This window comes from Niallia sp. FSL W8-0954, from assembly GCF_038005605.1.
GTDB classification, from domain to species: Bacteria; Bacillota; Bacilli; order Bacillales; family Cytobacillaceae; genus Niallia; species Niallia circulans_A.
Genome location: NZ_JBBOTN010000001.1, coordinates 730,725 through 750,778, shown reverse-complemented (window position 1 = coordinate 750,778; position 20,054 = coordinate 730,725). Strand labels below are relative to the sequence as shown.

The window sequence follows — 20,054 nt, the reverse complement described above, 5'->3', positions numbered from 1 at the left end:
AATAAAAGTAAATAAGTAATAGCATATTTTTAAATCCATATGACTATAAGACCTTTTTTTGTTCATATAAAGAGATGGCAATGGAGGGGAAATTCATTGTTAGATCCATTCCCCCTCTTTCAATATTGAAAATAAAGATGGAGAGATGATAATGAAGACCTTAGAAAAAGCATTTGAATTTGAAAAATTATATAATTTTCGTGATATTGGCGGTATGACAACCAGTGACGGGCGCAAAATGAAAGCTGGTGTTTTATTTCGTTCAGAAGAGTTATCTAAGTTATCCAACAAAGATTTGGAAACCTTCGATAAATTGAATATAAAAGCCATTTGTGATTTAAGAACACCTAATGAACAAAAATCAAAGGTAAGTCGTATCCCGACTGGAAAAAGAATTCAATTATTAAATGTATCCATCCATGATAAAAGCCGAGAATTTACCCGTCTTGAATTCTTTAAATTTCTAGTTAGCAAGTCAAATACCATTGATTTTGAAAAGATCATGAAAGAAATGTATGAACATATGGCCTTTGGCTGTCATAAGGAAATTCGCGAAATTCTTATCTTTCTTTCAAACCAGCAAAATATTCCTGCCCTGATTCATTGCACAGGAGGAAAAGACCGAACTGGCTTTGTATCAGCAATTATTCAATTACTTGTGGGTGTCCCATATGAGGCGGTTATAAACGAGTATCTAGTATCAAATCAGTTAATAGCTGCTCGTATGAAGAAAGTCGAAAACTTTATTAGATGGATGAGTTTGTTTCAAGTATCACCAGAACGATTAAAGCCCATGCTAGAGGTTCAACGTGATTACTTAGAAGACGTATATAGTAAAATCATCGAGGAGTACGAAAACATAGAAACATATCTTCTGGTGGCTTGTAATATTCCTCAAAGCAATTTAGACAAACTCAAACAATTATTAATTGAATAGAAAGTTATGATCTTTAATATAGGGGCATTACATGTGAAGATGGGTTTAGAGATAATTTAATTGGTGATTTGGCTTAACTTTCTACCCAGCAAGTTTATTAAAAAGAAGACAACGCTACATAAAAAGAGCATCTTCTAAGACTTAAGATGCTCCTTTTCTCTACATTATTGTAGGACTGTCCCCTTTTCCCTTACTTCCATATCTTCTCTAACAGCAGGAAGCTGGGTTCCTTCTTTCATTTCTGATGATTCAATTATTTGATCTTTCGTTGTAGCTATCTTGTGCGTAATTTGATTATATTGTCTCTTTGATTGAAAGTAGAGTTGTTTGAAATCCTCTGTAATTTCTTTTAAGTCCTTGGAACGCTCACGCACAGTGGATTGAATCTGCTTGTACAATCTCTGGGTATCATTCGTAATAGCTTTCATGGCATCAGAGGAACGATGGAATCTTTCCTTCCAATCCTTTTTAAATTCATCTGGGTTATCTTTATAACTCTGAACAATGCGAGTGCTTCCATCTTTTATATTCTCGAATTTCTGCATCGTTCTTTTTCTTGTAGCTGGATCAATTAGAGAAACTGTGACACCAATGACACTTCCAATTACTAAGCCTGTTACAATTTTATTTCCTTGATTTGCTGCATTAGACATATCATTCATCTCCCTTCTTCTCGTTAAAGATTCTTTTCCCGCCTACGCAATATTTAAACAAAAACGTTTGACAGATAGGATTTTTCCTTTAATAATGACAAGGGGCCTTATATCCCTAACAATGAAAAAAGCATTCTATACCTTTTTTACACATAGATATAGTTTAACTATTTATTTTATAAAGGAGCTTATGATGATTACTGAAAAAAACATAATTTCTCCAAGCATTGATCCTTGGGAAGCTTATATGGATATGGAGCAGCATGGAAAATTAACCTTATCTAACATTGAATTTACTACAACAACCTTATGTAATATGCGCTGCGAGCATTGTGCTGTTGGTTATACTCTTCAACCAAAAGACCCGAATGCTTTACCGATTGATTTATTACTAAAAAAACTGGATGATATTCCGCATTTACGCTCACTAAGTATTACTGGCGGAGAGCCAATGATGAGCCGAAAATCTGTAGAAAACTATGTTGTCCCTCTTTTTAAATATGCACATAGTCGCGGAGTAAAAACACAGTTAAATTCAAATTTAACACTAGGTCTGGATCGTTATGAACCCGTAATTCCGTATTTAGATGTACTGCATATTTCTCATAACTGGGGAACAGAAGAGGAATTTGCAGAACGAGGTTTTGCGATGATGGCTAGAAAACCAACTTATGAACAAAGAGGGAAGCTATTTAACAACATTATTACAAATAGTAGAGCTTTAGTAGAAGCTGGGGTGGTTGTCTCTGCCGAAACCATGCTAAATAAGCGTACACTCCCATATTTAGAGCATATCCACCGGCAAATTGTTGAAGAGATGAAATGTCAAAGACACGAAATTCACCCTATGTACCCATCAGATTTTGCTTCTGCTTTAGAAACATTATCACTAGACGAAATTCGTGACAGCATCAATCACCTTCTTGATATTCGCGATGAAAATGTGTGGATGCTATTCGGTACCCTTCCGTTTTATCCATGTAATACGAAAGAAGAAGACCTACAGTTATTAAACCGCCTTTATTCTAGCAAAAACGTAACAGTTCGAAATGATCCAGATGGTCGTTCTCGTTTAAACGTAAATATTTTTACTGGCGATGTAATCGTTACTGATTTCGGTGACACTCCAGCTCTTGGTAATATTCAAACAGATAATTTAGAGGATATCTTCCAAAAATGGCTTTCCACTGATTTAGCTCGTTCACTAAACTGTCATTGTCCTGCTGTTAAATGCCTTGGACCAAATGTCCTTGTAAAAAACAGTTACTATCAAGATGTAGATTTTACAAAAAGAAATGCAGTAATTAGTCGATAATAAAAAGTAGTGTCCATTGATAGTTGATGGACACTTTTTATTGTGCGTTGTGGGAGTTTTTTGCATGATGATTTTGTACTATTGGTATAAGTTTGCGGTAAGAAGAAATGCTGTTTTTCTTTTTGGCTTTCATCTCCCTTATGAACACCTCTTTTCCGCTTAGCTTACCTCCTTTTGGTTTTCATTTCTCTTATGAACACCATTTTTCTCTTTCCTCTCCGCTTTTCTTGCTTTCATCCTTCCTATGAACACCTCTTTTCCGCTTAGCTTACCTTCTTTGGGTTTTCATTTCTCTTATGAACACCATTTTTCTCTTTCCTCTCCGCTTTTCTGGCTTTCATCCTTCCTATGAACACCATTTTTCCGCTTAGCTTACCTTCTTTGGGTTTTCATTTCTCTTATGAACACCATTTTTCTCTTTCCTCTCCGCTTTTCTTGCTTTCATCCTTCCTATGAACACCACTTTTCCGCTTAGCTTACCTTCTTTGGGTTTTCATTTCTCTTATGAACACCATTTTTTCCAATTATCCCCTCCTCGTTTAGCTTTCATCCTCCATAAAAAAGCCACTTTCTCCGATTCACTTCTGTTATTTCTGTTTCCCACAACACCTTCTCTAACAAAAAAGACTGACATCCATAGTCAGTCTTTTCACCATTTATTTATTTCGGTTTTTCGCTTGCGCTGAATTCAAAGGAAACATGATCTTGGACAGGAATCCATGCACCAATTCCTTGAGAAGTTACATTTTTGACTATAATGGATTTTTTGCTTCCTTTAAGCATCATGTATACTTCACCATATGTCACTTTTCCTTTTTCATTAACTGCAGGTGCATAGCCATATAAATACCCTAGTCTTTTAGCTGGGATATTGTATACTTGATCCTTTTTCGTTCCTGTTCCAACCACTGTTTCAAATGCGAGAGATAACCCCGAATTTTGAGCTGCTTTTACAAGCATCATTTTCTTTACTTGTTCTGCATTGGGAATTTTTGCAGTTAAGCCGCCTCTTACTTTTTTCTGTGATTCTTGCACATAATGGATCTGATAGGATGATTTTCCACCACGATTATCATAGAAATTGGTGTTTATTTTCTGATACTCCCAATTTGGCGCTGTTTCTGTTGATTCATAGTTAAGCGGCCATTGGCCTAAATACACAATTGCTTTATAGCCAAGAGCAAATGGCGTACTATTAACCGTGGATTCATTCAGCATACGAATCAAGTCTGGATTATCGATTTTCACTTTAGAAGAATTAATAAGCTGCTGTGTTAACTCACTAGGTTGTAGCTTAGGTACATCCTGTGTTGGGTTTGGATACGTATTTTCCTTCGTTATATTCATAACTGCATTAGGTATGGTAATAATTTTGGATTTCCGTGGATTTTCTTCTTTTTCTTTTTCTTTTGCTTTTTCCGCATACGTGAACATTGGCAGCATTAAGAAAAAAGATATAAGCACAATCATTATTTTCTTGTACATAGCAAGTTGAACTCCCTTCAAATAATCATCCATCACTATGATTATTTTTTTCGGAGTTTATCGAGATTATCCATTTAAAAATAATTTTTTTCTTTCCTTCTATTTTATTACAAATTTCCCCGTCAGCTTAGAACAGTATGGATGGAAAAATTGAATAGCTGGACCAAGTCCAAAAGCAATGATTAAGGTACCAAGCCCAATAGGTCCTTTTACTAAAAAAGCGAACAATAAAGCAAGTATTTCTCCAATTAGCTTAGCCACCATAAGATTGACTCCATATCTCTCCTGAATGGTAACCATAAAATCATCAATGGGATTTAAAGGAAATTCAGACTGTAAGTAGAGAGCAATCCCGAGACCCACAATAATTAATCCGGCAATAAGTAAAAGTAATTGACTCATAAACATAAAATAATGAAGACGATTAACAAGATGTGCCATCCAAAAGTCAACAAAAAAACCAAGAATAAACACGGTTGCTAGAGATAATAAATTTGGTTTATTGCGTAAAAGTAAAGCGTTAACAAATATAAGGATGATACCTATAATAACAATCCAGCTTCCTATTGTTAATCCAACCAAATGAGACAAACCTACATTAAGAGCATCCCAAGGACCAGCTCCTAAATTTGCCTTAATAGTCAACGTTGCCCCAAACGCTAATATAAAAAGCCCGACTACATACAAAAGGCATCGATAAAAAAATGACGACATACCTGTATATCCCCTTTCTCCAACCATCCTCTTTCTTTCATTCATATGCTTACCTAACTTAAAACTTGTCCATTATTCTTAAAAATAAATAATCAGAATATTTACATTTATTAAATATTATTGTATAATAAGATCATCAAATAAAAGGAGGGCAGCTATTTAGATCGCTTGTATTTTAGTAAAGGAGGACAATATAAACCTTTGAATATTCATCAATCAGAATGTAATCCATATTACAAAAGGAAAAGAGGTTGGTGATCCGATGGAAGCGACATGATAGAATCCCTAAACAACATATTTAAATCAACGAATACTTAAAATTTATTATCGAAAAATAAAGAGGTGAATAAAGAAAAAGAAGCCTAGCCGTTGTAAAGAAAACGGCTAGGCCTTGTTATTTCTAAATTATGTTTCTTAAAGCAAATAAAACCCAATTCCCATAATCGCATAAGCTGCCAGTAAGGTAGCTCCCTCAAACCAGTTTGTCTCTCCATCATTTGAAATACTTACCATTAGCAATACAGCTGTTACCATACTAATAAGTTCTGGCAACGTAAAGACTAATGACATTCCACTCGGGAAAAACAAGGAAATTAATACTAATAACGGTGCCACAAACATCGCAATTTGCAACGTTGAACCAATCGCAATTTCAACCGCTATGTCCATCTTGTTCTTGTATGCCATTACGACAGCAGAAGCATGTTCGGCCGCATTTCCTACAATCGCCACAATAATGATCCCGATAAATAACTCAGACCAGCCAAATGATTCTGCAACTACCTCGAAAGTATGTACTAGGTTTTCTGATACATAAGCAACTGCTAGTGTTGCAATCGCCAAAATAGCAATACTTTTTTTCACAGACCATTCTGGAATTTCCTCATGAGCATGACCGTGGTCTCCACTCTTTTCCACTTGATAAACTCCGCGATGAGTTACTAATTTGAATAAAAGTGCTGCTAAATACAATACAATCAATATAATAGCGATCCCAATGCTTAAGGAAAGTGTTTTTCCTTCACCCATATTCATCGTAAAAACTTCTGGAATTACAAATGCAACAATAACTGCGAAAATCAGCAGTCCTGAATTATGACGAGCATCAAAAACATTAAATTGCTGTCTCTTATACTTTAGCCCGCCGATAAAAAAGGACAATCCTGCTACCAGCAATAGATTCCCTAACACAGATCCAGTTAAGGATGCTAACACTACTTCTGTTAATCCCTCACGTAAAGCAAATATAGCAATTATTAATTCTACGGCATTACCAAAAGTAGCGTTTAGCAATCCACCAATTCGAGGGCCAGCGACAATTGCTAAGCTTTCTGTTGCTCTTCCCATAAAACTTGATAACGCGATGATGGTAAGACAGTAAATAACAAACATAAGAATGCTTGACCAATGTAACAAGGAACCTATTATCGATAATGGAACTCCAATAAATGCTGCTATCATAAATATTTTATTAACCATTTTTTCGCTTCCTTTCTCCTATCATCTTCATATATTTTCCCATCCAACTGGAGGCTAAACTTATTATACAGCTACTTTCCCTAAATATAACCAGTTTTTAAGAAATGTTACTGTTTTATCATAAGAAAAATAATATTCTTATTTCTCTAAAAAATCTATTGCAATACTGTTCAATCCCCTTTAACATCATTTAGGGAGACTAAATATAGACACAATGTAAGAAATAAGGGAGTATATTATGAACAGTAAAAAATTTGCCGTACTAATTAGCATTGTCAGTATTTCTGGATTTAGTCAAGGAATGCTGCTTCCATTAATAGCTGTTATTTTTGAAAATGATGGTCTTTCTTCCAGTTTAAATGGCTTAAATGCAGTCGGACTCTATATAGGGATTCTGCTAATCTCTCCTTTTATGGAACATCCCTTGCGTAAATATGGGTATAAACCCGTTATCATTTTTGGCGGGTTGGTTGTTATTGTCGCACTAGCACTTTTTCCAGTGTGGAAATCCTTTTGGTTCTGGTTCCTTCTCCGTTTATTTATTGGAATTGGAGATCATTCTCTCCATTTTGCAACCCAAACATGGATTACTACCGCTTCACCAAAGGAGAAACGCGGACGCAATATTTCACTATACGGTGTATTCTTTGGGATTGGATTTGCAGTGGGACCATTGTTAACACCATTAGTAAAAATAAATGAGTCGCTGCCATTTATTCTTTCATCTATTATGTGCTTTATCGCATGGATCTTTATTCTCTGGATTAAAAATGATTTTCCAGAACAAACAGTTGAAACCAATTCATTTCTCGATACAATGAAACGCTTTTCTAGTGCCATGAAGTATGCATGGATTGCTTTTCTTCCACCGCTTGCCTATGGATTCTTAGAATCAAGCTTAAACTCTAGTTTTCCTGTGTATGGATTAAGAATTGAATTAAGTGTCGTCCAGATTTCTCTCTTGCTTACCGCCTTTTCGATAGGAGCTATTGTCTTTCAGCTTCCTTTAGGAATGATTAGTGATAAATTTGGCAGAAGACAGACACTTATAACGATTTTAATTATTGGTACTGCCTGCTTTTCTTTCGCAAGCCTATTAGAAGCTTATTTAATTGGCCTGATCATCTGTCTCTTCCTTGCCGGAATGGCAGTTGGCTCTACCTTCTCACTAGGTATTAGCTATATGACCGATTTAGTTCCAACTAATCTTCTACCGACTGGAAATCTTCTTTGTGGAATGGCCTTTAGTGTTGGGAGTCTCATTGGTCCATATTTGGGCGGGGTGTTTATTCAGTATTTCCAGCATATAAGCTATTTTGTAGTGATTGCTGCTATCTTATTTATTGTTGGTTTGATTATTTTCCTTTTCGGGAAAAAAGAAGTGAAAAATCAATATTTAGCAGAAGCAAAATAATACCTTGCGCATACAATATGTGGTAAAATCAGCTTATACAACTAAATATAAAAAAATTATTTTAATTCGGTATTTATGCTGTCACCTACTAGGTGGCAGCTTTCGTGTTTTTTAAGGGTGTTGAACTTGATTCTCGCTCTCAATAAGAATGATTAACAAAGGAGGAAAAAACGATGTCTACAGAAACAGAATTAAAAACCTATATCGAAACAAAGGTAGAAGCAAAGCCAACTCTATTTGCCAAACTATCTCCTCATCTCGAACTTATTGCTGCAGGGATAAGCGGAGTATTCATTGTTGGCGGCTGGATTTTACATCATTTTCATTATTCTTCTATGTCTATTCTTGCCTACTTACTTGCTTTTGTGATTGGAGGGTATGCAAAAGCGAAAGAGGGAATCAGCGAAACTATTGAAAATAAAGAATTAAATGTCGAAATGCTCATGATTTTTGCTGCAGTTGGTTCTGCTATTATAGGATATTGGGCAGAAGGAGCGATATTAATATTTATCTTTGCTGTAAGCGGAGCATTAGAGACTTATACAATGAATAAGAGCAACAAAGAAATATCTGCCCTGATGAAATTACAGCCAGAAGAAGCGGTGCGAATCCTGCCTGATGGCCAAGAGCAAGTGGTTCCAGTATCTGCTCTTTCTGTCTCCGATATCATTTTAATTAAACCAGGTGAAAGAGTACCTGTGGATGGAAAGATTATAAAAGGAACTACAGCAATTGATGAAGCAGCTATCACAGGCGAATCTATCCCATTATCTAAGGGGATCAATGATGAAGTTTTTGCCGGAACCGTAAATATAAGTGGCTCCATTACCGTCACCCTGACAAAACATGCAGATGAAACTCTTTTCCAAAAAATTATTACATTGATTCAATCAGCACAAAGTGAGAAATCCCCTTCGCAAGCCTTTATCGAAAAGTTCGAAGGTGCGTATGTCAAAATTGTGTTAACTGTTGTTGTCCTATTAATGTTCCTTCCCCATCTCCTATTAGGGTGGTCTTGGAATGAAACTTTTTATCGAGCAATGATTTTTTTAGTCGTGGCCTCTCCTTGTGCCTTAGTTGCAAGCATTATGCCAGCCACCTTATCAGCGATTTCTAATGGAGCAAGAGCTGGTATTCTTTTTAAAGGTGGCGTTCACCTAGAAAACCTTGCCCATATAAGAGCAATTGCCTTTGACAAAACAGGAACATTAACAAAAGGAAAACCGGTTGTAACAGATGTCCTGGTTGATCGTCATTTTTCAAAGAAAGAAATCATTCAAATAACAGCTAGCATTGAAAGCCATTCAAATCATCCACTTGCAAAAGCAATTGTCCAATACGCTAAGCATAAGTATCAAGAGACATTCCCCCAGCCAGAGAGCATTCAAGATAATTCAGGCTGGGGTGTGACCGCCCTTTTGAATAACAGCGAATGGCGGATCGGAAAAGCTGCTTTTGTAGGAGAAAAGGAAGCAAAGGCTTTCCAAGAAGGAAAATATGATCAGTTATCAGAAGAAGGAAAAACCACTGTATTTATTAAAAAAGATGCAGATGTGATTGCGTTAATCGCATTAAAGGATATTGTAAGAGAAGAATCAAAAGAAGCTATTAACCGCTTAAAAGAAAATGGTATTTATACGGTTATGGTGACAGGAGATAATGAAAAAACAGCAAAAGCAATTGCCCAAGAAAGCTATGTAGAGGACTATATTGCGGAATGCTTACCAGAAAAGAAAGTAACCTCTATTAAAGAGTTAAAAGAGCGATATGAAATCGTGGCAATGGTAGGGGATGGAATTAATGATGCACCAGCTCTCGCCACAGCAAATGTCGGCATTGCCATGGGGGAAGGTACAGATGTTGCCTTAGAAACGGCCGATGTCGTCTTAATGAAAAATGATTTACCTAAAATTGCTGATGCTATTCAACTATCTAAACGGATGAATCGAATTATTAAACAAAATATTATCTTTTCTATTTCGGTCATTATGCTATTAATTATTTCCAACTTCTTGCAAATCGTTGCCCTTCCATTTGGCGTTATTGGACATGAGGGCAGTACCATCTTGGTTATTTTAAATAGCTTGCGGTTATTAAAAGGATAAGCAACTCGGCGGGAGGAATGGGATACATGTTTGGCTGATATTTTTTGCTTTTGGCTGATTCCTCCTTCCGGTTGGCTGATATTTTTTGCTTTTGGCTGATTCCTCCCTCCGGTTGGCTGATATTTTTTGCTTTTGGCTGATTTCTCCTTCCGGTTGGCTGATATTTTTTGCTTTTGGCTGATTTCTCCTTCCGGTTGGCTGATATTTTCTGGTTTTGGCTGATTTCTCCTTCCGGTTGGCTGATACTTTCTGGTTTTGGCTGATTTCTCTTTCCGGTTGGCTGATATTTTTTGGTTTTGGCTGATTTCTCCCTCCGGTTGGCTGATATTTTTACTTTTCAGCTAATTCTCTTGCTCGATTGGCCAGATATATTCAATTATCCACTATTCCCCAGCCCAATTAGTGATTTTTTTATAAGAGAACCATTTAATTGGCTAAGCTGTATATGAGTCATCATTAATTCCCCCACACTGTTTTCGTCACTGCTAACATTGTTACCAAAAGGAATTAATGGACCAAACACAAACTAGCTAATTTTCCCAATTTATATTGCTATCCTTTATTACGCCAAGCAAAAAGGCCTCCAAAGTGTATCTTTGAAGGCCTTTTGGTTAATGGTAGCCGTTTGATCCGTTGGCAGAACCAGATGTTTTATGCTTTGGCTTACTTTTCCCTTTTTGTTTTGTTCCGCCATCTTTTTTTGTATGTTTTGTCATTTTAAATTCCCCCTTTATTAAATGTTTCCCCTCTAATAGTTTGTTCTTTTGCATTTTTTTTATAGAGGTAAATAACGGATACACTTAACAAGGTTCTTTCTTTCTTTCCGTGAAATAAGCATTAATCTCGCCACCAATAATAATAATAATGCCTGTTATATAGAACCAAATCATTAGAACAATAATTGTTCCAATACTTCCATATGTTGCCGAATAATTACTAAAGTTCCCTACATAATAAGAGAAGGCTAAAGAAGCGACTACCCAGCCAATTGCAGCGAAAATGGCTCCTGGAATAGCGGAAACACATTTTAGTTTTTTATTCGGTGCAATCCAATAAAGAGCAAGAAACACAATAAATAAAATGATTGGGGATGCAAGAAACCTTAAAGTATTCCACAAAGATAAAAATTCATCCGTTAAGTTAAATTGGGAAAATAAAAACATCCCGATTTGTTCTCCAAATACTGGCAATAGCAAAGCAACTACTACTACAGCAATCATTCCAAGTGTCAGTAAAATAGACATTCCTCTTGCAACTATAAAAGATCTTGTTTCTTCCACATCATACGCTTTATTTAATGCCTTTACGATAGCATTTAATCCGTTTGAAGCAGACCATATTGTCGCAATGATACCAAATGATAATAAACTAACATTTCTGCTTAGCACCTGATCAATATTGGATTCAATCGTATTCATAATATCTCCTGGAGCAAAACCCTCCACTAATCCTAATAAGTCTTCCTTCGTAATAGGAAGATACGGAAGAAGTGTCATCACAAAAATAAGTAATGGGAAAATTGACAAAAGGAAATAATAGGATAATTGGGCTGCCAGATCAAATACATTATCTTGTTGAATTTTCTTGATAAGAACCTTTATAAATGGAATTACGTTTCCCATACAAAATCACCGTCCTAACAGTTCTTTTATGTATGTCTATTGCCCTTTATTGTGTAAATAAAAACCTGTCCACTAAATAGAAAAGACATTAGCCCTTTCTGTACTCATGGTATGTAATGGAAGGCAGCCTAAAGGCATCCCTCTTTTCAAATAAAGAGAGGGGTACATAGGCTGCTATCCCTATCAAAGCATTCTTACAGGCTATTCTGGCTTAGGTAAATATTGTATGCTGGAAACAAGCGTTCTTTCCTGATTTCTCATTTTTCCACTTGTGAAAGCTTCCTTTGTATCTCGGATAATACCTGCTACGACTGGTGTTATTCCTTTTAGTTCTTCTAACTGTTTTTTAACAAATGCAGCATCGTCCGAAATTTTCAGGGCTGAATTCTTTATTTTTTCGGAAGTCAGATTCAAACTAGATGTCATTTGATCTAAATCTGTTACAGTATCTTTCGCATGCTGTAAAGTTGTTACTGCATGTTGTCTTGTATGTCTATCAAATAAGCTGATTGCTGTTCCAATAAGACTGCCGATAAAAAGACCTTTTGTTATACTCATTTTCATCATCCCTGCCACCTCTCCAAATTAGTTATTTTGGCTATTACAGCCATCATTTTTAAAACAGGCTTGAAGGATGGCTCTTATTGCCTATAAGGAATATTTTTGCTTAATCTCTCGTAACAGACCTTCACAGCCATCCTTCACTAAGGCAAACACCTCTTCAAAATTGCCGGTATAATATGGGTCTGGTACTTCTTTTCCCGCAGCATGGTCTGTATAATCCATTAATAAACGGACTTTTGTGCCGACTAACATTTCATTAAGCTTTTTGATATTCGCTATATTACTGTTATCCATTGCAATTAGATAATCAAATTCTTCTAAATCCTTATCCGCCAATTGACGGGCAAAAATACCTGCATCCTTGATTTTATTTACTTTAAGAATATCTCTTGTTCCCTGGTGAGGCGGATTTCCAGTATGCCATCCGCCAGTTCCGGCAGAATCACAAATAATAGTCTCCTGCAATCCTTCCTTTTCGACTAGGTCACGGAATACCGCCTCCGCCATAGGCGAACGACAAATATTTCCTAAGCAAATAAATAAAACACGTATTTTCATTTTTATTTTCCTCCATTTTTCTATTTACATACTTTTTTTACTTACCAGTTCGCAAAAAGCACTTTATTTAATCATATACCTCTATATTGACATTTCTATGTTTGCATGAAAAGATGAATAGAACAACTTTATTGTCCAAGAAAGGGGAAAGGTATGAATTTAGATAATAAAACAACAGAAAATGTGAATTTCATGATTGAAAAAATAAAAGAAAAATTAAAAGTATTAAACATAGGTGCCATTAAATCCACCCATTTTGATGAAGATCTATATGATGACATTAAAGAAATTTATGATCATGTGATGAAACGAGACTCCTTTAGTCCAAATGAAATGCAGGCACTCGCTGAAGAGCTTGGAAACTTGCGAAAACAATAACTTGATTTAAAAAATCAGTGGGTGGATGCCCACTGATTTTTTTTAATGCCATAAGATCGACAAAATATCCCCTTAAGCATCTTGATCTGTAAGAATAACAGGACCTTCTTTTGTGATGGCAATGGTATGCTCATATTGTGCTGAGTGCTTCCCATCTATCGTTCTCGCTGTCCATCCATTATTATCCATTTTCATTTTATAATCACCAATATTGACCATTGGCTCAATTGTAAATACCATTCCTTCTTTGATACGTGGCCCTTTACCAGCTAAACCAAAATGAGGTACTTCTGGTTTTTCATGTATTACTTTTCCAATGCCATGTCCGATAAAATCTCGCACAACAGAAAAACCGTGTTCTTCCACATATTGTTGAATAGCGAATCCAATATCCCCGATGCGATTGCCAACCTTCGCCTGTTCAATACCTATATAGAGGGCTTTTTTTGTAACATCCATCAGTTTTTGCAATTCAGCTGATACTTCTCCAACTGCATATGTCCAGGCAGAGTCAGCCAATGCTCCATTATAATTAACAACCATGTCAATGGTTACGATATCTCCCTTTTTTAGAGGCTCATTTCTTGGGAAACCGTGACAAATTTCATCATTTATACTGGCACAAGTTGCATATGGATAATCTCGGTATCCTTTTTGTTCGGGAGTCGCTCCCATTTCTGCTAAATAAGCTTCCACCTTTTGATCAATTTCCAAAGTAGTAATACCCGGTTTGATCATCTTGGCAATCATTTTATGACAACCAACTAGAATCTCACCAGCCTTCTTCATTTGTTCAATTTCTCGTTTTGATTTCAATACAATCATGTCCAAGCCTTCTTCCTATCTAAAGTTACCGCTAAGAATGAACACAAATAGAATTTTGTCTATTCCTCTTTTTATATTAGCGGTTCATTAAGTATGCTATCTTAACATTATGAGTTGATTGCAGCAAAAAAAACAACTATTCTCTTCTTAAGATTAACACAAAAAAAGAGCCTATACCTACTGCAACTCATGATAAAAAGATTATATTCCCCTTACCATAAATCTGTGTAGGTACAGACTCTTTCCATTATTTATATTTCTTTATTTATTTAATAGCTTTAACGACTCACGATTAAAGGCAGGGATATCTTCTGGCGTTCTGCTAGTTACTAATTGGTCCCCACATACGACTACCTCTTCATCCTTAAAAGTAACACCTGCGTATTCCATGTCCACTTTGATTGATTTGTAGCCAGTAGCATTTCTACCTTCTAGCGCTTTAGCAGTAATGAGGAGCTGCGGTCCATGACAGATTGCAAAAACAGGTTTTTTTTCATCCATAAACGCTTTTGTAAAAGCCACCACTCGATCATCGACACGAAGCTGGTCAGGAGAAAATCCTCCTGGTATGAATAAGGCATCAAATTCATCAGGGGAAACTTCATCTATTCCTTTATCAATTGTCACTGAGGCTTCTTTTTGTTTTCCTTCCACTGTTTTGCCAGCTTCTAGTTCAATTGTTACAACTTCGTGCCCAGCTTCTTTATAAGCCTTAGCTGGTTCTGTGTACTCAGAGTCCTCAAACATATCAGTAATTAAAGTAGCAATTCTTTTACTCATATATAGCATCTCCTTTTCCTATTTTCTATAAGTAACGTTCCCCATAGAATGAAAATAAAACATGCTAGGACCATTTTTTTACGCTTCGTTTCTTCTTGCAAAATCAACAAATCGAAATTTATCTGGTCGATGTCGCGACTCAGTAAATTGAAATAAAGTAGCATTTTCAAAATAAATGTAGTTTTTCACTACTACGATCGAATGAAATCCTTCTAAATCTAATAGATTATAGTCTTCTTCTGTAGGCTCTTCTACCGTAAATTCTTTTTTCGCAAAGCTAATTTTTAAATTTAACTCTTTCTCAATATAGTCAAAAATAGAGTTTTTACATATTTCCTCTGTTAATCCCGGAACATATTTTTCGACAATATAATCCTTATCTAAAATGATCCGTTCTTGATTAATTTCTCTTACACGAAACACTTCCCAGATAGAATCGTCCTTGTTTAACTGCATTTCCTTTTGCAAAAGAGAAGATGGTTGTTTATTCGTAAAGCTCTCAATAATTGTTACAGAGGAATGTCCCATTTTATCCGCCAATTCCTTAAAGCTAACTAGCCCAGAAATCGGAAATTGAAGTTTTTCTAAATCAAGTACTAAGGAGCCTTTTCCTCTGAGCTTTTGAATATATCCTTTTTGCGATAAAATATTTAAAGCCTTACGGATCGTTTCTCTAGATGTGTTATACTGCTCAGCTAATTCATTTTCAGATGGCAAAATAGTATCGGGTGGATACTTTCCATTTCTGATCGCAGCCTCAAGTTCCTCGAATATCATATAATATTTATTCAACATGAAATTCACCAACATTTTCAAATTATTCGTTACCATTCTACTCTTTTTCAGACAAATTGTCTAAAAAGGATTGAAAAATAAATAAAAAAATGTTTCAGTGTATGTAGAAAAGGGTAAACACTATAAGATATATTTCAATATTGTGAACATACTTTTAAAATAGTCTTTTACATCAATGGTTTATAAGCATAATGGATAGAACAATTCGTTCTTTATATGGAACTTTTTATCTATAAATGCTATCATAAATATACATACCGTAAAGAGTGAAAGTGAGTGAGCGTATGATTGGGGATCGTGTAAAACAGCTACGTTTAGAGAAGAGAATGTCCTTATCAGAATTAGCTGAACAAGCCGGAGTTGCAAAATCTTATTTAAGTTCCTTGGAAAGAAATTTACAATCCAATCCATCGATTCAGTTTTTAGAAAAAATAGCAGCTGTTTTCAATATACCAGTCGATCATTTAATCAATGATCAACAGAATAAGGATGAGTTAGATTCTGAATGGTTAAAAATTGTAAAAGAGGCAATGGATTCTGGAGTATCCAAAAAAGAATTTCGTGAATTTTTGGAATTTAACAGATGGAGACTGGAACAAAAAAAATAATACGTTTTCCACTTATATGGCTAAAATATGTTATTAAATTTTTCCATTACAAAAGAGTTATCTACATTGAATGCTTCACAATATAATTCCATTATTGTGAAAAAATTCAATGTAGAGATACCTTTTTTGTCCATTTTTGGACAATCATTTTCTATATACAAATGTTTATTTCGGATTTTCTTGAATTAAGTAATCCTTCTCACTTCGCAAAAATTCTCTTACTTCTTGCAAATTCATTCCAATATTTTTGGCTTCATTAATTAATTGAATCCATTCTGAATCCAATTCTTCGGTAAAAAGTTGACTATTAATCACTTAATTCTTCCCTCCCAAAAATACATTTGTATTTTGGCAGTCCGGCCATCATTGTTTAAGACATTAGATCCGTGACTTTGCGTCCCAAACTTTCGTATTGGTTTGCCTTTTACATTTACCTTTTCTCTTATTCTTTACTGTTTTCCCATTATATCGCTTTTCCTCATGAAATGATGCAGTAATTTGTCATAAAATTAGGACAAATTACTAAAATATTTCTCGTTGTTTCTACAAAATATGTTGATTCCAGCGAATCTTATCGAATTAATCATACTTATGCATTATTTACAGATTTCTCTTATGCCAGCAGCACTACTTATCTTGTCTTCTATCATAATATTGTGTTTGATAGCTTTTTAGCACTTTTTTAAAAGAATAATTAATTTGAATTTGTTCAAATGTAATTGCATCAAAAAAAGGATATTCCGTTAAGTCATTTTGGCATATAGGACAAATCCACCTGCCTCGTTCACTACTACTGTACGATGGTCTATTGCATATGTCACAGTTTTTTCTATACATTTTTCACCTCTTCCTTTGCCTTTTCCTTTTAGGTTTGTATGCTGAAAAATAATTGCTACGATTTAGTAAGAAAATCCATCCTAGTATCTTTTTAATTAGGATTATAATGTTATAAAACACAATAACGTTCTTATTTAAGAACTTTCCCATAAGTATAGTGCAAAACTATCATTTTTTAAAATTCCAAAAACAACCGTTTTTTCTTTTTAACGAACAACTATCATTCTTTTCCTCCGAATAACTCCTATTATCTAGCTTTTTCATATTTTCTATTCATTTTACCGTTCGTTATAATGAAATTATATTTCTTTAGGTGATAAGGAGAAAATTGTTATGCTGGTTGGAGCAAAAATAAAGACATTAAGAATAAAAAAAGGCTTTTCTATTAATGAACTTTCCGACAAATCTGGTGTTTCCAAATCTTATTTAAGTTATATTGAAAGAGGAATTCAAAAAAATCCCTCTCTTCAAGTATTAACGAAACTTGCCCACACTCTTGAGACAAATGTGGAGGAACTACTAGACAATAATCACACAGTGATAGAAGGCATTGATGAAGACTGGATGAGTTTGGTAGAAGAGGCAATTGAAGAAGGAATCACAAAAGAAGATTTTGCGGGCATTCTTGAATATGTTAAATTTAAAAAAAGACAAGAAAACTAGAAATAAGGAAAAGCTAACTCTATTATGGCAATAGCGCATAAGCATAGGACATAAGTAAAAAATAGTTATGATTATCATAAGTTCATTTTTCTCCATGGGACAACTCTAAAGTCTCCTTGGCTTCCTCTATTGGAGTTTATCTGTACTCTTCCTGTTTCGTTTTTTTAATAAAATTTTTTCATTAAAAAGACTATTCAAAGAGAATGGCACTACCGATTTGGAAAGCGACATTCTTACTTCGAATAGTCTTATTTCTTATTTATTTAACTCTACTGCTATTCTTGAGCCCACTTCTGCATTGTTTTTGACTAATGCAATATTAGCAACTAGGCTTGTTCCTTCTGTTAATTCTTTTACGCGACTTAATAAGAATGGAGTTACTTTTTTACCTGTAATATGGTTTTCTTTCGCTTCTTGAAGTGCCTTTTCGATAATATCTGTAATGTATTTTTCATCGAGAGCATCATTTTCTGGAATTGGATTAGCGATCACTACCCCGCCATCTAATCCTAATGCCCATTTTGTTTGGATCATGTCAGCTGCTTCTTTTGGATTTTCTACTGAGAAATTCACTTCAAATGGACTAGTTCTTGTATAGAAGGCTGGAAGAGACTTTGTTCCATATCCTACAACTGGAACGCCATATGTTTCAAGATATTCTAACGTTAATCCAATATCTAATATAGATTTAGCCCCTGCGCAAACAACCGCTACGCTTGTTTTAGCCAATTCTTGTAAATCTGCAGAAATATCCATTGTATGCTCTGCTTCTCTATGAACACCGCCAATTCCACCAGTTACAAACACTTTAATTCCTGCAAGCTCTGCGCAAATCATGGTAGCTGCTACAGTGGTTGCCCCATTCTTTTTACCAGCAATTAAATATGGTAAATCACGTCTGCTTGCTTTCTCAATATTATCGCTTTTAGCTAAAAATTCAATTTCATCTTCTGATAAACCAATCTTTATTTTTCCTTCTATTATCGCAATAGTTGCAGGAACTGCGCCATTTTTCCGAATAATATCTTCTACTTCTTTAGCGGTTTCCACGTTTTGAGGATAAGGCATACCATGGGAAATGATAGTTGATTCTAATGCTACAATCGGTAGATTATTTTTCTTTGCTTCTAATACTTCTTTTGAGAATTCTAGCCATTCTGTTTTCATGTTATATGCTCCTTTTAGCGAAAGTATTTTCCAAATAGTTCTTGTAACTTTTTATTATTTAATAGTGGATTTACTGTTTGATTCGATTGAAGGGTTATGTTCGAGCAAGTAATGCCGATTTTACAAGCGTCTTCCGTGTTTAGGCCTTTAATATGAGAATACATTATACCTGAAACAAGGGAATCGCCAGCACCTGTTACATCGACTACTTCTGCTTCTGGAGGTAAGATAACACCAGCTTCCCCTAGCTTTGTAAAATAGATAAGGCCTTTATCTCCCCTCGTTATAACTACTTTTTCAACACCTTTTTCGAGAATGATTTCGGCTGCTTTAAAGAAGTCTCCCTCTTCTTTTATTTTCATCTCCGCTAATGCCTCTGCCTCATCTCTGTTTGCAATCAACCAAGTAACTCCATGCAAATCTTCGGGCAGTTTTCGTACTTTTGGTGCTGATACAGGTGTAATACACAATGCCATTTGTTCTTGCCTGCATCTGATGATAATATGCTCCAATACTTCTGCTGAAAAATTAGTGTCAAGAATAACTAATTCTGATGTTGCAATATACCCCCACTTTTTATCGATTATATCTTTATCAATAGTGTCATATATAGACATATCCGCTAAAGCAACAGCAAGTTCACCATCAGATTCCAATAAAGCTGTATAGGTCCCCGTTCGATATAGATTAGACAAAAGAGAAGGAGTGATATCTGCATAGCTTTTGGTATTCTCTAGCAGCCATTCCCCTTCATGGTCATCTCCCACAATAGTAAATAAAGAAGTTTCGAGTCCCAATCTCCCTAAATTCTCTGCAATATTTCTTGCTACCCCGCCAGGAGACTGACTTGTAGAGGCTGGATTAGAGGTACCGTATTGAATGGTCTCCTCTGCCTGAACTTTACGATCAACATTGGCTCCTCCAATACAAATAACTTCTTTCTTTTTTGGTAACACATAGGCTCTACCTAGTAGTTTTCCTTCTTTTGTTAAAGAAGAAATATAACCTGCTACCGCAGAACGGGATAAGCCCATTTTCTCAGCTATTTCATTTTGAGTAACAAAGGGATTTTCTTTAATCAGCTGAAGAATAAAAATCTCTTTATCATTCACTTCCATCTCCCCCTCAAATAAAGTGAAACTGCCAATTGTCAGA

Annotated in this window: 22 protein-coding genes and 1 riboswitch; of the genes, 7 read left to right on the top strand and 15 right to left on the bottom strand. The window is 35.3% G+C overall.

Features of this window, described 5'->3' with window-relative positions; translation table 11 throughout:
* Positions 1-151: 151 nt before the first annotated feature.
* A complete protein-coding gene (locus NX902_RS03720; protein WP_303981596.1) occupies positions 152-937 on the top strand; it encodes a tyrosine-protein phosphatase in 786 nt (261 codons plus the stop codon).
* Positions 938-1,101: 164 nt separating this feature from the next.
* On the opposite strand, the gene NX902_RS03715 is transcribed toward NX902_RS03720, so the two are convergent.
* Positions 1,102-1,599, bottom strand: coding sequence for a YtxH domain-containing protein (locus tag NX902_RS03715; protein WP_341160555.1), 498 nt, complete (start codon positions 1,597-1,599; stop codon positions 1,102-1,104).
* 184 nt (positions 1,600-1,783) lie between these two features.
* Here NX902_RS03715 and yfkAB point away from each other — a divergent pair, with 184 nt between their 5' ends.
* Complete coding sequence (gene yfkAB / locus NX902_RS03710) at positions 1,784-2,905, top strand: radical SAM/CxCxxxxC motif protein YfkAB (RefSeq protein ID WP_095330732.1); 1,122 nt, start codon at positions 1,784-1,786, stop codon at positions 2,903-2,905.
* A gap of 660 nt (positions 2,906-3,565) precedes the next feature.
* On the opposite strand, the gene NX902_RS03705 is transcribed toward yfkAB, so the two are convergent.
* The 3 genes from NX902_RS03705 to cax all read right to left on the bottom strand — a co-directional run bounded on the left by NX902_RS03705 (position 3,566) and on the right by cax (position 6,583).
* Positions 3,566-4,390: a YfkD famly protein gene (locus NX902_RS03705; RefSeq protein WP_095330728.1), complete on the bottom strand. Its 825-nt coding sequence runs from the start codon at positions 4,388-4,390 to the stop codon at positions 3,566-3,568.
* Between the two features lie 99 nt (positions 4,391-4,489).
* The gene (locus NX902_RS03700; protein ID WP_341160554.1) at positions 4,490-5,149 is read right to left on the bottom strand and encodes a YczE/YyaS/YitT family protein; all 660 of its coding nucleotides are present in this window, start codon (positions 5,147-5,149) and stop codon (positions 4,490-4,492) included.
* A 369-nt stretch (positions 5,150-5,518) separates the two neighbouring features.
* Positions 5,519-6,583, bottom strand: a complete 1,065-nt coding sequence (cax, locus tag NX902_RS03695) for a calcium/proton exchanger (protein WP_095330725.1) — start codon at positions 6,581-6,583, stop codon at positions 5,519-5,521.
* Between the two features lie 238 nt (positions 6,584-6,821).
* On the opposite strand from cax, the gene NX902_RS03690 reads away from it, so the two are divergent.
* Together NX902_RS03690 and NX902_RS03685 are read left to right on the top strand one after the other, a co-directional pair.
* Positions 6,822-7,997, top strand: coding sequence for an MFS transporter (locus NX902_RS03690; protein ID WP_095330723.1), 1,176 nt, complete (start codon positions 6,822-6,824; stop codon positions 7,995-7,997).
* A 173-nt stretch (positions 7,998-8,170) separates the two neighbouring features.
* A complete protein-coding gene (locus NX902_RS03685; protein WP_341160553.1) occupies positions 8,171-10,102 on the top strand; it encodes a heavy metal translocating P-type ATPase in 1,932 nt (643 codons plus the stop codon).
* 376 nt (positions 10,103-10,478) lie between these two features.
* On the opposite strand, the gene NX902_RS03680 is transcribed toward NX902_RS03685, so the two are convergent.
* The 4 genes from NX902_RS03680 to NX902_RS03665 all read right to left on the bottom strand — a co-directional run bounded on the left by NX902_RS03680 (position 10,479) and on the right by NX902_RS03665 (position 12,846).
* The gene (locus tag NX902_RS03680; RefSeq protein ID WP_341160552.1) at positions 10,479-10,625 is read right to left on the bottom strand and encodes a hypothetical protein; all 147 of its coding nucleotides are present in this window, start codon (positions 10,623-10,625) and stop codon (positions 10,479-10,481) included.
* A gap of 277 nt (positions 10,626-10,902) precedes the next feature.
* Positions 10,903-11,724: a YihY/virulence factor BrkB family protein gene (locus NX902_RS03675; RefSeq protein ID WP_341160551.1), complete on the bottom strand. Its 822-nt coding sequence runs from the start codon at positions 11,722-11,724 to the stop codon at positions 10,903-10,905.
* Between the two features lie 201 nt (positions 11,725-11,925).
* A complete protein-coding gene (locus NX902_RS03670; RefSeq protein ID WP_204259815.1) occupies positions 11,926-12,282 on the bottom strand; it encodes a YtxH domain-containing protein in 357 nt (118 codons plus the stop codon).
* Between the two features lie 90 nt (positions 12,283-12,372).
* Positions 12,373-12,846, bottom strand: a complete 474-nt coding sequence (locus NX902_RS03665) for a low molecular weight protein-tyrosine-phosphatase (RefSeq protein WP_123259993.1) — start codon at positions 12,844-12,846, stop codon at positions 12,373-12,375.
* 153 nt (positions 12,847-12,999) lie between these two features.
* Here NX902_RS03665 and NX902_RS03660 point away from each other — a divergent pair, with 153 nt between their 5' ends.
* Complete coding sequence (locus NX902_RS03660; RefSeq protein ID WP_095330713.1) at positions 13,000-13,224, top strand: DUF1128 domain-containing protein; 225 nt, start codon at positions 13,000-13,002, stop codon at positions 13,222-13,224.
* Positions 13,225-13,296: 72 nt separating this feature from the next.
* On the opposite strand, the gene map is transcribed toward NX902_RS03660, so the two are convergent.
* From map to treR, 3 genes are all read right to left on the bottom strand, one after another.
* On the bottom strand, positions 13,297-14,049 hold the full coding sequence (gene map, locus NX902_RS03655; RefSeq protein ID WP_249879242.1) for a type I methionyl aminopeptidase: 753 nt from the start codon (positions 14,047-14,049) through the stop codon (positions 13,297-13,299).
* A gap of 261 nt (positions 14,050-14,310) precedes the next feature.
* Positions 14,311-14,829, bottom strand: coding sequence for a type 1 glutamine amidotransferase domain-containing protein (locus tag NX902_RS03650; protein ID WP_095330709.1), 519 nt, complete (start codon positions 14,827-14,829; stop codon positions 14,311-14,313).
* A 78-nt stretch (positions 14,830-14,907) separates the two neighbouring features.
* Positions 14,908-15,624 (bottom strand): trehalose operon repressor, encoded by a 717-nt coding sequence (gene treR, locus NX902_RS03645; RefSeq protein WP_171509291.1) that lies wholly within the window; start codon positions 15,622-15,624, stop codon positions 14,908-14,910.
* Positions 15,625-15,908: 284 nt separating this feature from the next.
* On the opposite strand from treR, the gene NX902_RS03640 reads away from it, so the two are divergent.
* On the top strand, positions 15,909-16,232 hold the full coding sequence (locus tag NX902_RS03640) for a helix-turn-helix domain-containing protein (protein ID WP_047941727.1): 324 nt from the start codon (positions 15,909-15,911) through the stop codon (positions 16,230-16,232).
* 165 nt (positions 16,233-16,397) lie between these two features.
* Here NX902_RS03640 and NX902_RS03635 read toward each other — a convergent pair whose 3' ends face one another.
* Both NX902_RS03635 and NX902_RS03630 read right to left on the bottom strand, forming a co-directional pair.
* Positions 16,398-16,547 carry an anti-repressor SinI family protein gene (locus NX902_RS03635; RefSeq protein WP_082138297.1) on the bottom strand — a complete coding sequence of 50 codons (150 nt, stop codon included), beginning with the start codon at positions 16,545-16,547 and terminating at the stop codon, positions 16,398-16,400.
* Between the two features lie 32 nt (positions 16,548-16,579).
* Positions 16,580-16,664: riboswitch (cyclic di-GMP riboswitch) on the bottom strand.
* Between the two features lie 195 nt (positions 16,665-16,859).
* Positions 16,860-17,069: a hypothetical protein gene (locus NX902_RS03630; protein WP_171509290.1), complete on the bottom strand. Its 210-nt coding sequence runs from the start codon at positions 17,067-17,069 to the stop codon at positions 16,860-16,862.
* A 333-nt stretch (positions 17,070-17,402) separates the two neighbouring features.
* Here NX902_RS03630 and NX902_RS03625 point away from each other — a divergent pair, with 333 nt between their 5' ends.
* The gene (locus NX902_RS03625) at positions 17,403-17,732 is read left to right on the top strand and encodes a helix-turn-helix domain-containing protein (RefSeq protein WP_095330705.1); all 330 of its coding nucleotides are present in this window, start codon (positions 17,403-17,405) and stop codon (positions 17,730-17,732) included.
* Between the two features lie 255 nt (positions 17,733-17,987).
* Here NX902_RS03625 and NX902_RS03620 read toward each other — a convergent pair whose 3' ends face one another.
* Both NX902_RS03620 and NX902_RS03615 read right to left on the bottom strand, forming a co-directional pair.
* Entirely contained in the window at positions 17,988-18,899 is a 912-nt protein-coding gene (locus NX902_RS03620) for a pseudouridine-5'-phosphate glycosidase (protein WP_095330703.1), read from the bottom strand.
* Positions 18,900-18,913: 14 nt separating this feature from the next.
* Positions 18,914-20,017 carry a carbohydrate kinase gene (locus tag NX902_RS03615; RefSeq protein ID WP_217279784.1) on the bottom strand — a complete coding sequence of 368 codons (1,104 nt, stop codon included), beginning with the start codon at positions 20,015-20,017 and terminating at the stop codon, positions 18,914-18,916.
* Positions 20,018-20,054: the final 37 nt, after the last annotated feature.

Excerpts from the sequence above, each read along its gene's own strand:
- NX902_RS03720 (WP_303981596.1), top strand. The coding sequence starts at position 152 with ATGAAGACCTTAGAAAAAGCATTTGAATTTGAAAAATTATATAATTTT.
- NX902_RS03715 (WP_341160555.1), bottom strand. The coding sequence starts at position 1,599 with ATGAATGATATGTCTAATGCAGCAAATCAAGGAAATAAAATTGTAACA.
- yfkAB (WP_095330732.1), top strand. The coding sequence starts at position 1,784 with ATGATTACTGAAAAAAACATAATTTCTCCAAGCATTGATCCTTGGGAA.
- NX902_RS03705 (WP_095330728.1), bottom strand. The coding sequence starts at position 4,390 with ATGTACAAGAAAATAATGATTGTGCTTATATCTTTTTTCTTAATGCTG.
- NX902_RS03700 (WP_341160554.1), bottom strand. The coding sequence starts at position 5,149 with ATGAATGAAAGAAAGAGGATGGTTGGAGAAAGGGGATATACAGGTATG.
- cax (WP_095330725.1), bottom strand. The coding sequence starts at position 6,583 with ATGGTTAATAAAATATTTATGATAGCAGCATTTATTGGAGTTCCATTA.
- NX902_RS03690 (WP_095330723.1), top strand. The coding sequence starts at position 6,822 with ATGAACAGTAAAAAATTTGCCGTACTAATTAGCATTGTCAGTATTTCT.
- NX902_RS03685 (WP_341160553.1), top strand. The coding sequence starts at position 8,171 with ATGTCTACAGAAACAGAATTAAAAACCTATATCGAAACAAAGGTAGAA.
- NX902_RS03675 (WP_341160551.1), bottom strand. The coding sequence starts at position 11,724 with ATGGGAAACGTAATTCCATTTATAAAGGTTCTTATCAAGAAAATTCAA.
- NX902_RS03670 (WP_204259815.1), bottom strand. The coding sequence starts at position 12,282 with ATGAGTATAACAAAAGGTCTTTTTATCGGCAGTCTTATTGGAACAGCA.
- NX902_RS03665 (WP_123259993.1), bottom strand. The coding sequence starts at position 12,846 with ATGAAAATACGTGTTTTATTTATTTGCTTAGGAAATATTTGTCGTTCG.
- NX902_RS03660 (WP_095330713.1), top strand. The coding sequence starts at position 13,000 with ATGAATTTAGATAATAAAACAACAGAAAATGTGAATTTCATGATTGAA.
- map (WP_249879242.1), bottom strand. The coding sequence starts at position 14,049 with ATGATTGTATTGAAATCAAAACGAGAAATTGAACAAATGAAGAAGGCT.
- NX902_RS03650 (WP_095330709.1), bottom strand. The coding sequence starts at position 14,829 with ATGAGTAAAAGAATTGCTACTTTAATTACTGATATGTTTGAGGACTCT.
- treR (WP_171509291.1), bottom strand. The coding sequence starts at position 15,624 with ATGTTGAATAAATATTATATGATATTCGAGGAACTTGAGGCTGCGATC.
- NX902_RS03640 (WP_047941727.1), top strand. The coding sequence starts at position 15,909 with ATGATTGGGGATCGTGTAAAACAGCTACGTTTAGAGAAGAGAATGTCC.
- NX902_RS03630 (WP_171509290.1), bottom strand. The coding sequence starts at position 17,069 with ATGTATAGAAAAAACTGTGACATATGCAATAGACCATCGTACAGTAGT.
- NX902_RS03625 (WP_095330705.1), top strand. The coding sequence starts at position 17,403 with ATGCTGGTTGGAGCAAAAATAAAGACATTAAGAATAAAAAAAGGCTTT.
- NX902_RS03620 (WP_095330703.1), bottom strand. The coding sequence starts at position 18,899 with ATGAAAACAGAATGGCTAGAATTCTCAAAAGAAGTATTAGAAGCAAAG.
- NX902_RS03615 (WP_217279784.1), bottom strand. The coding sequence starts at position 20,017 with ATGGAAGTGAATGATAAAGAGATTTTTATTCTTCAGCTGATTAAAGAA.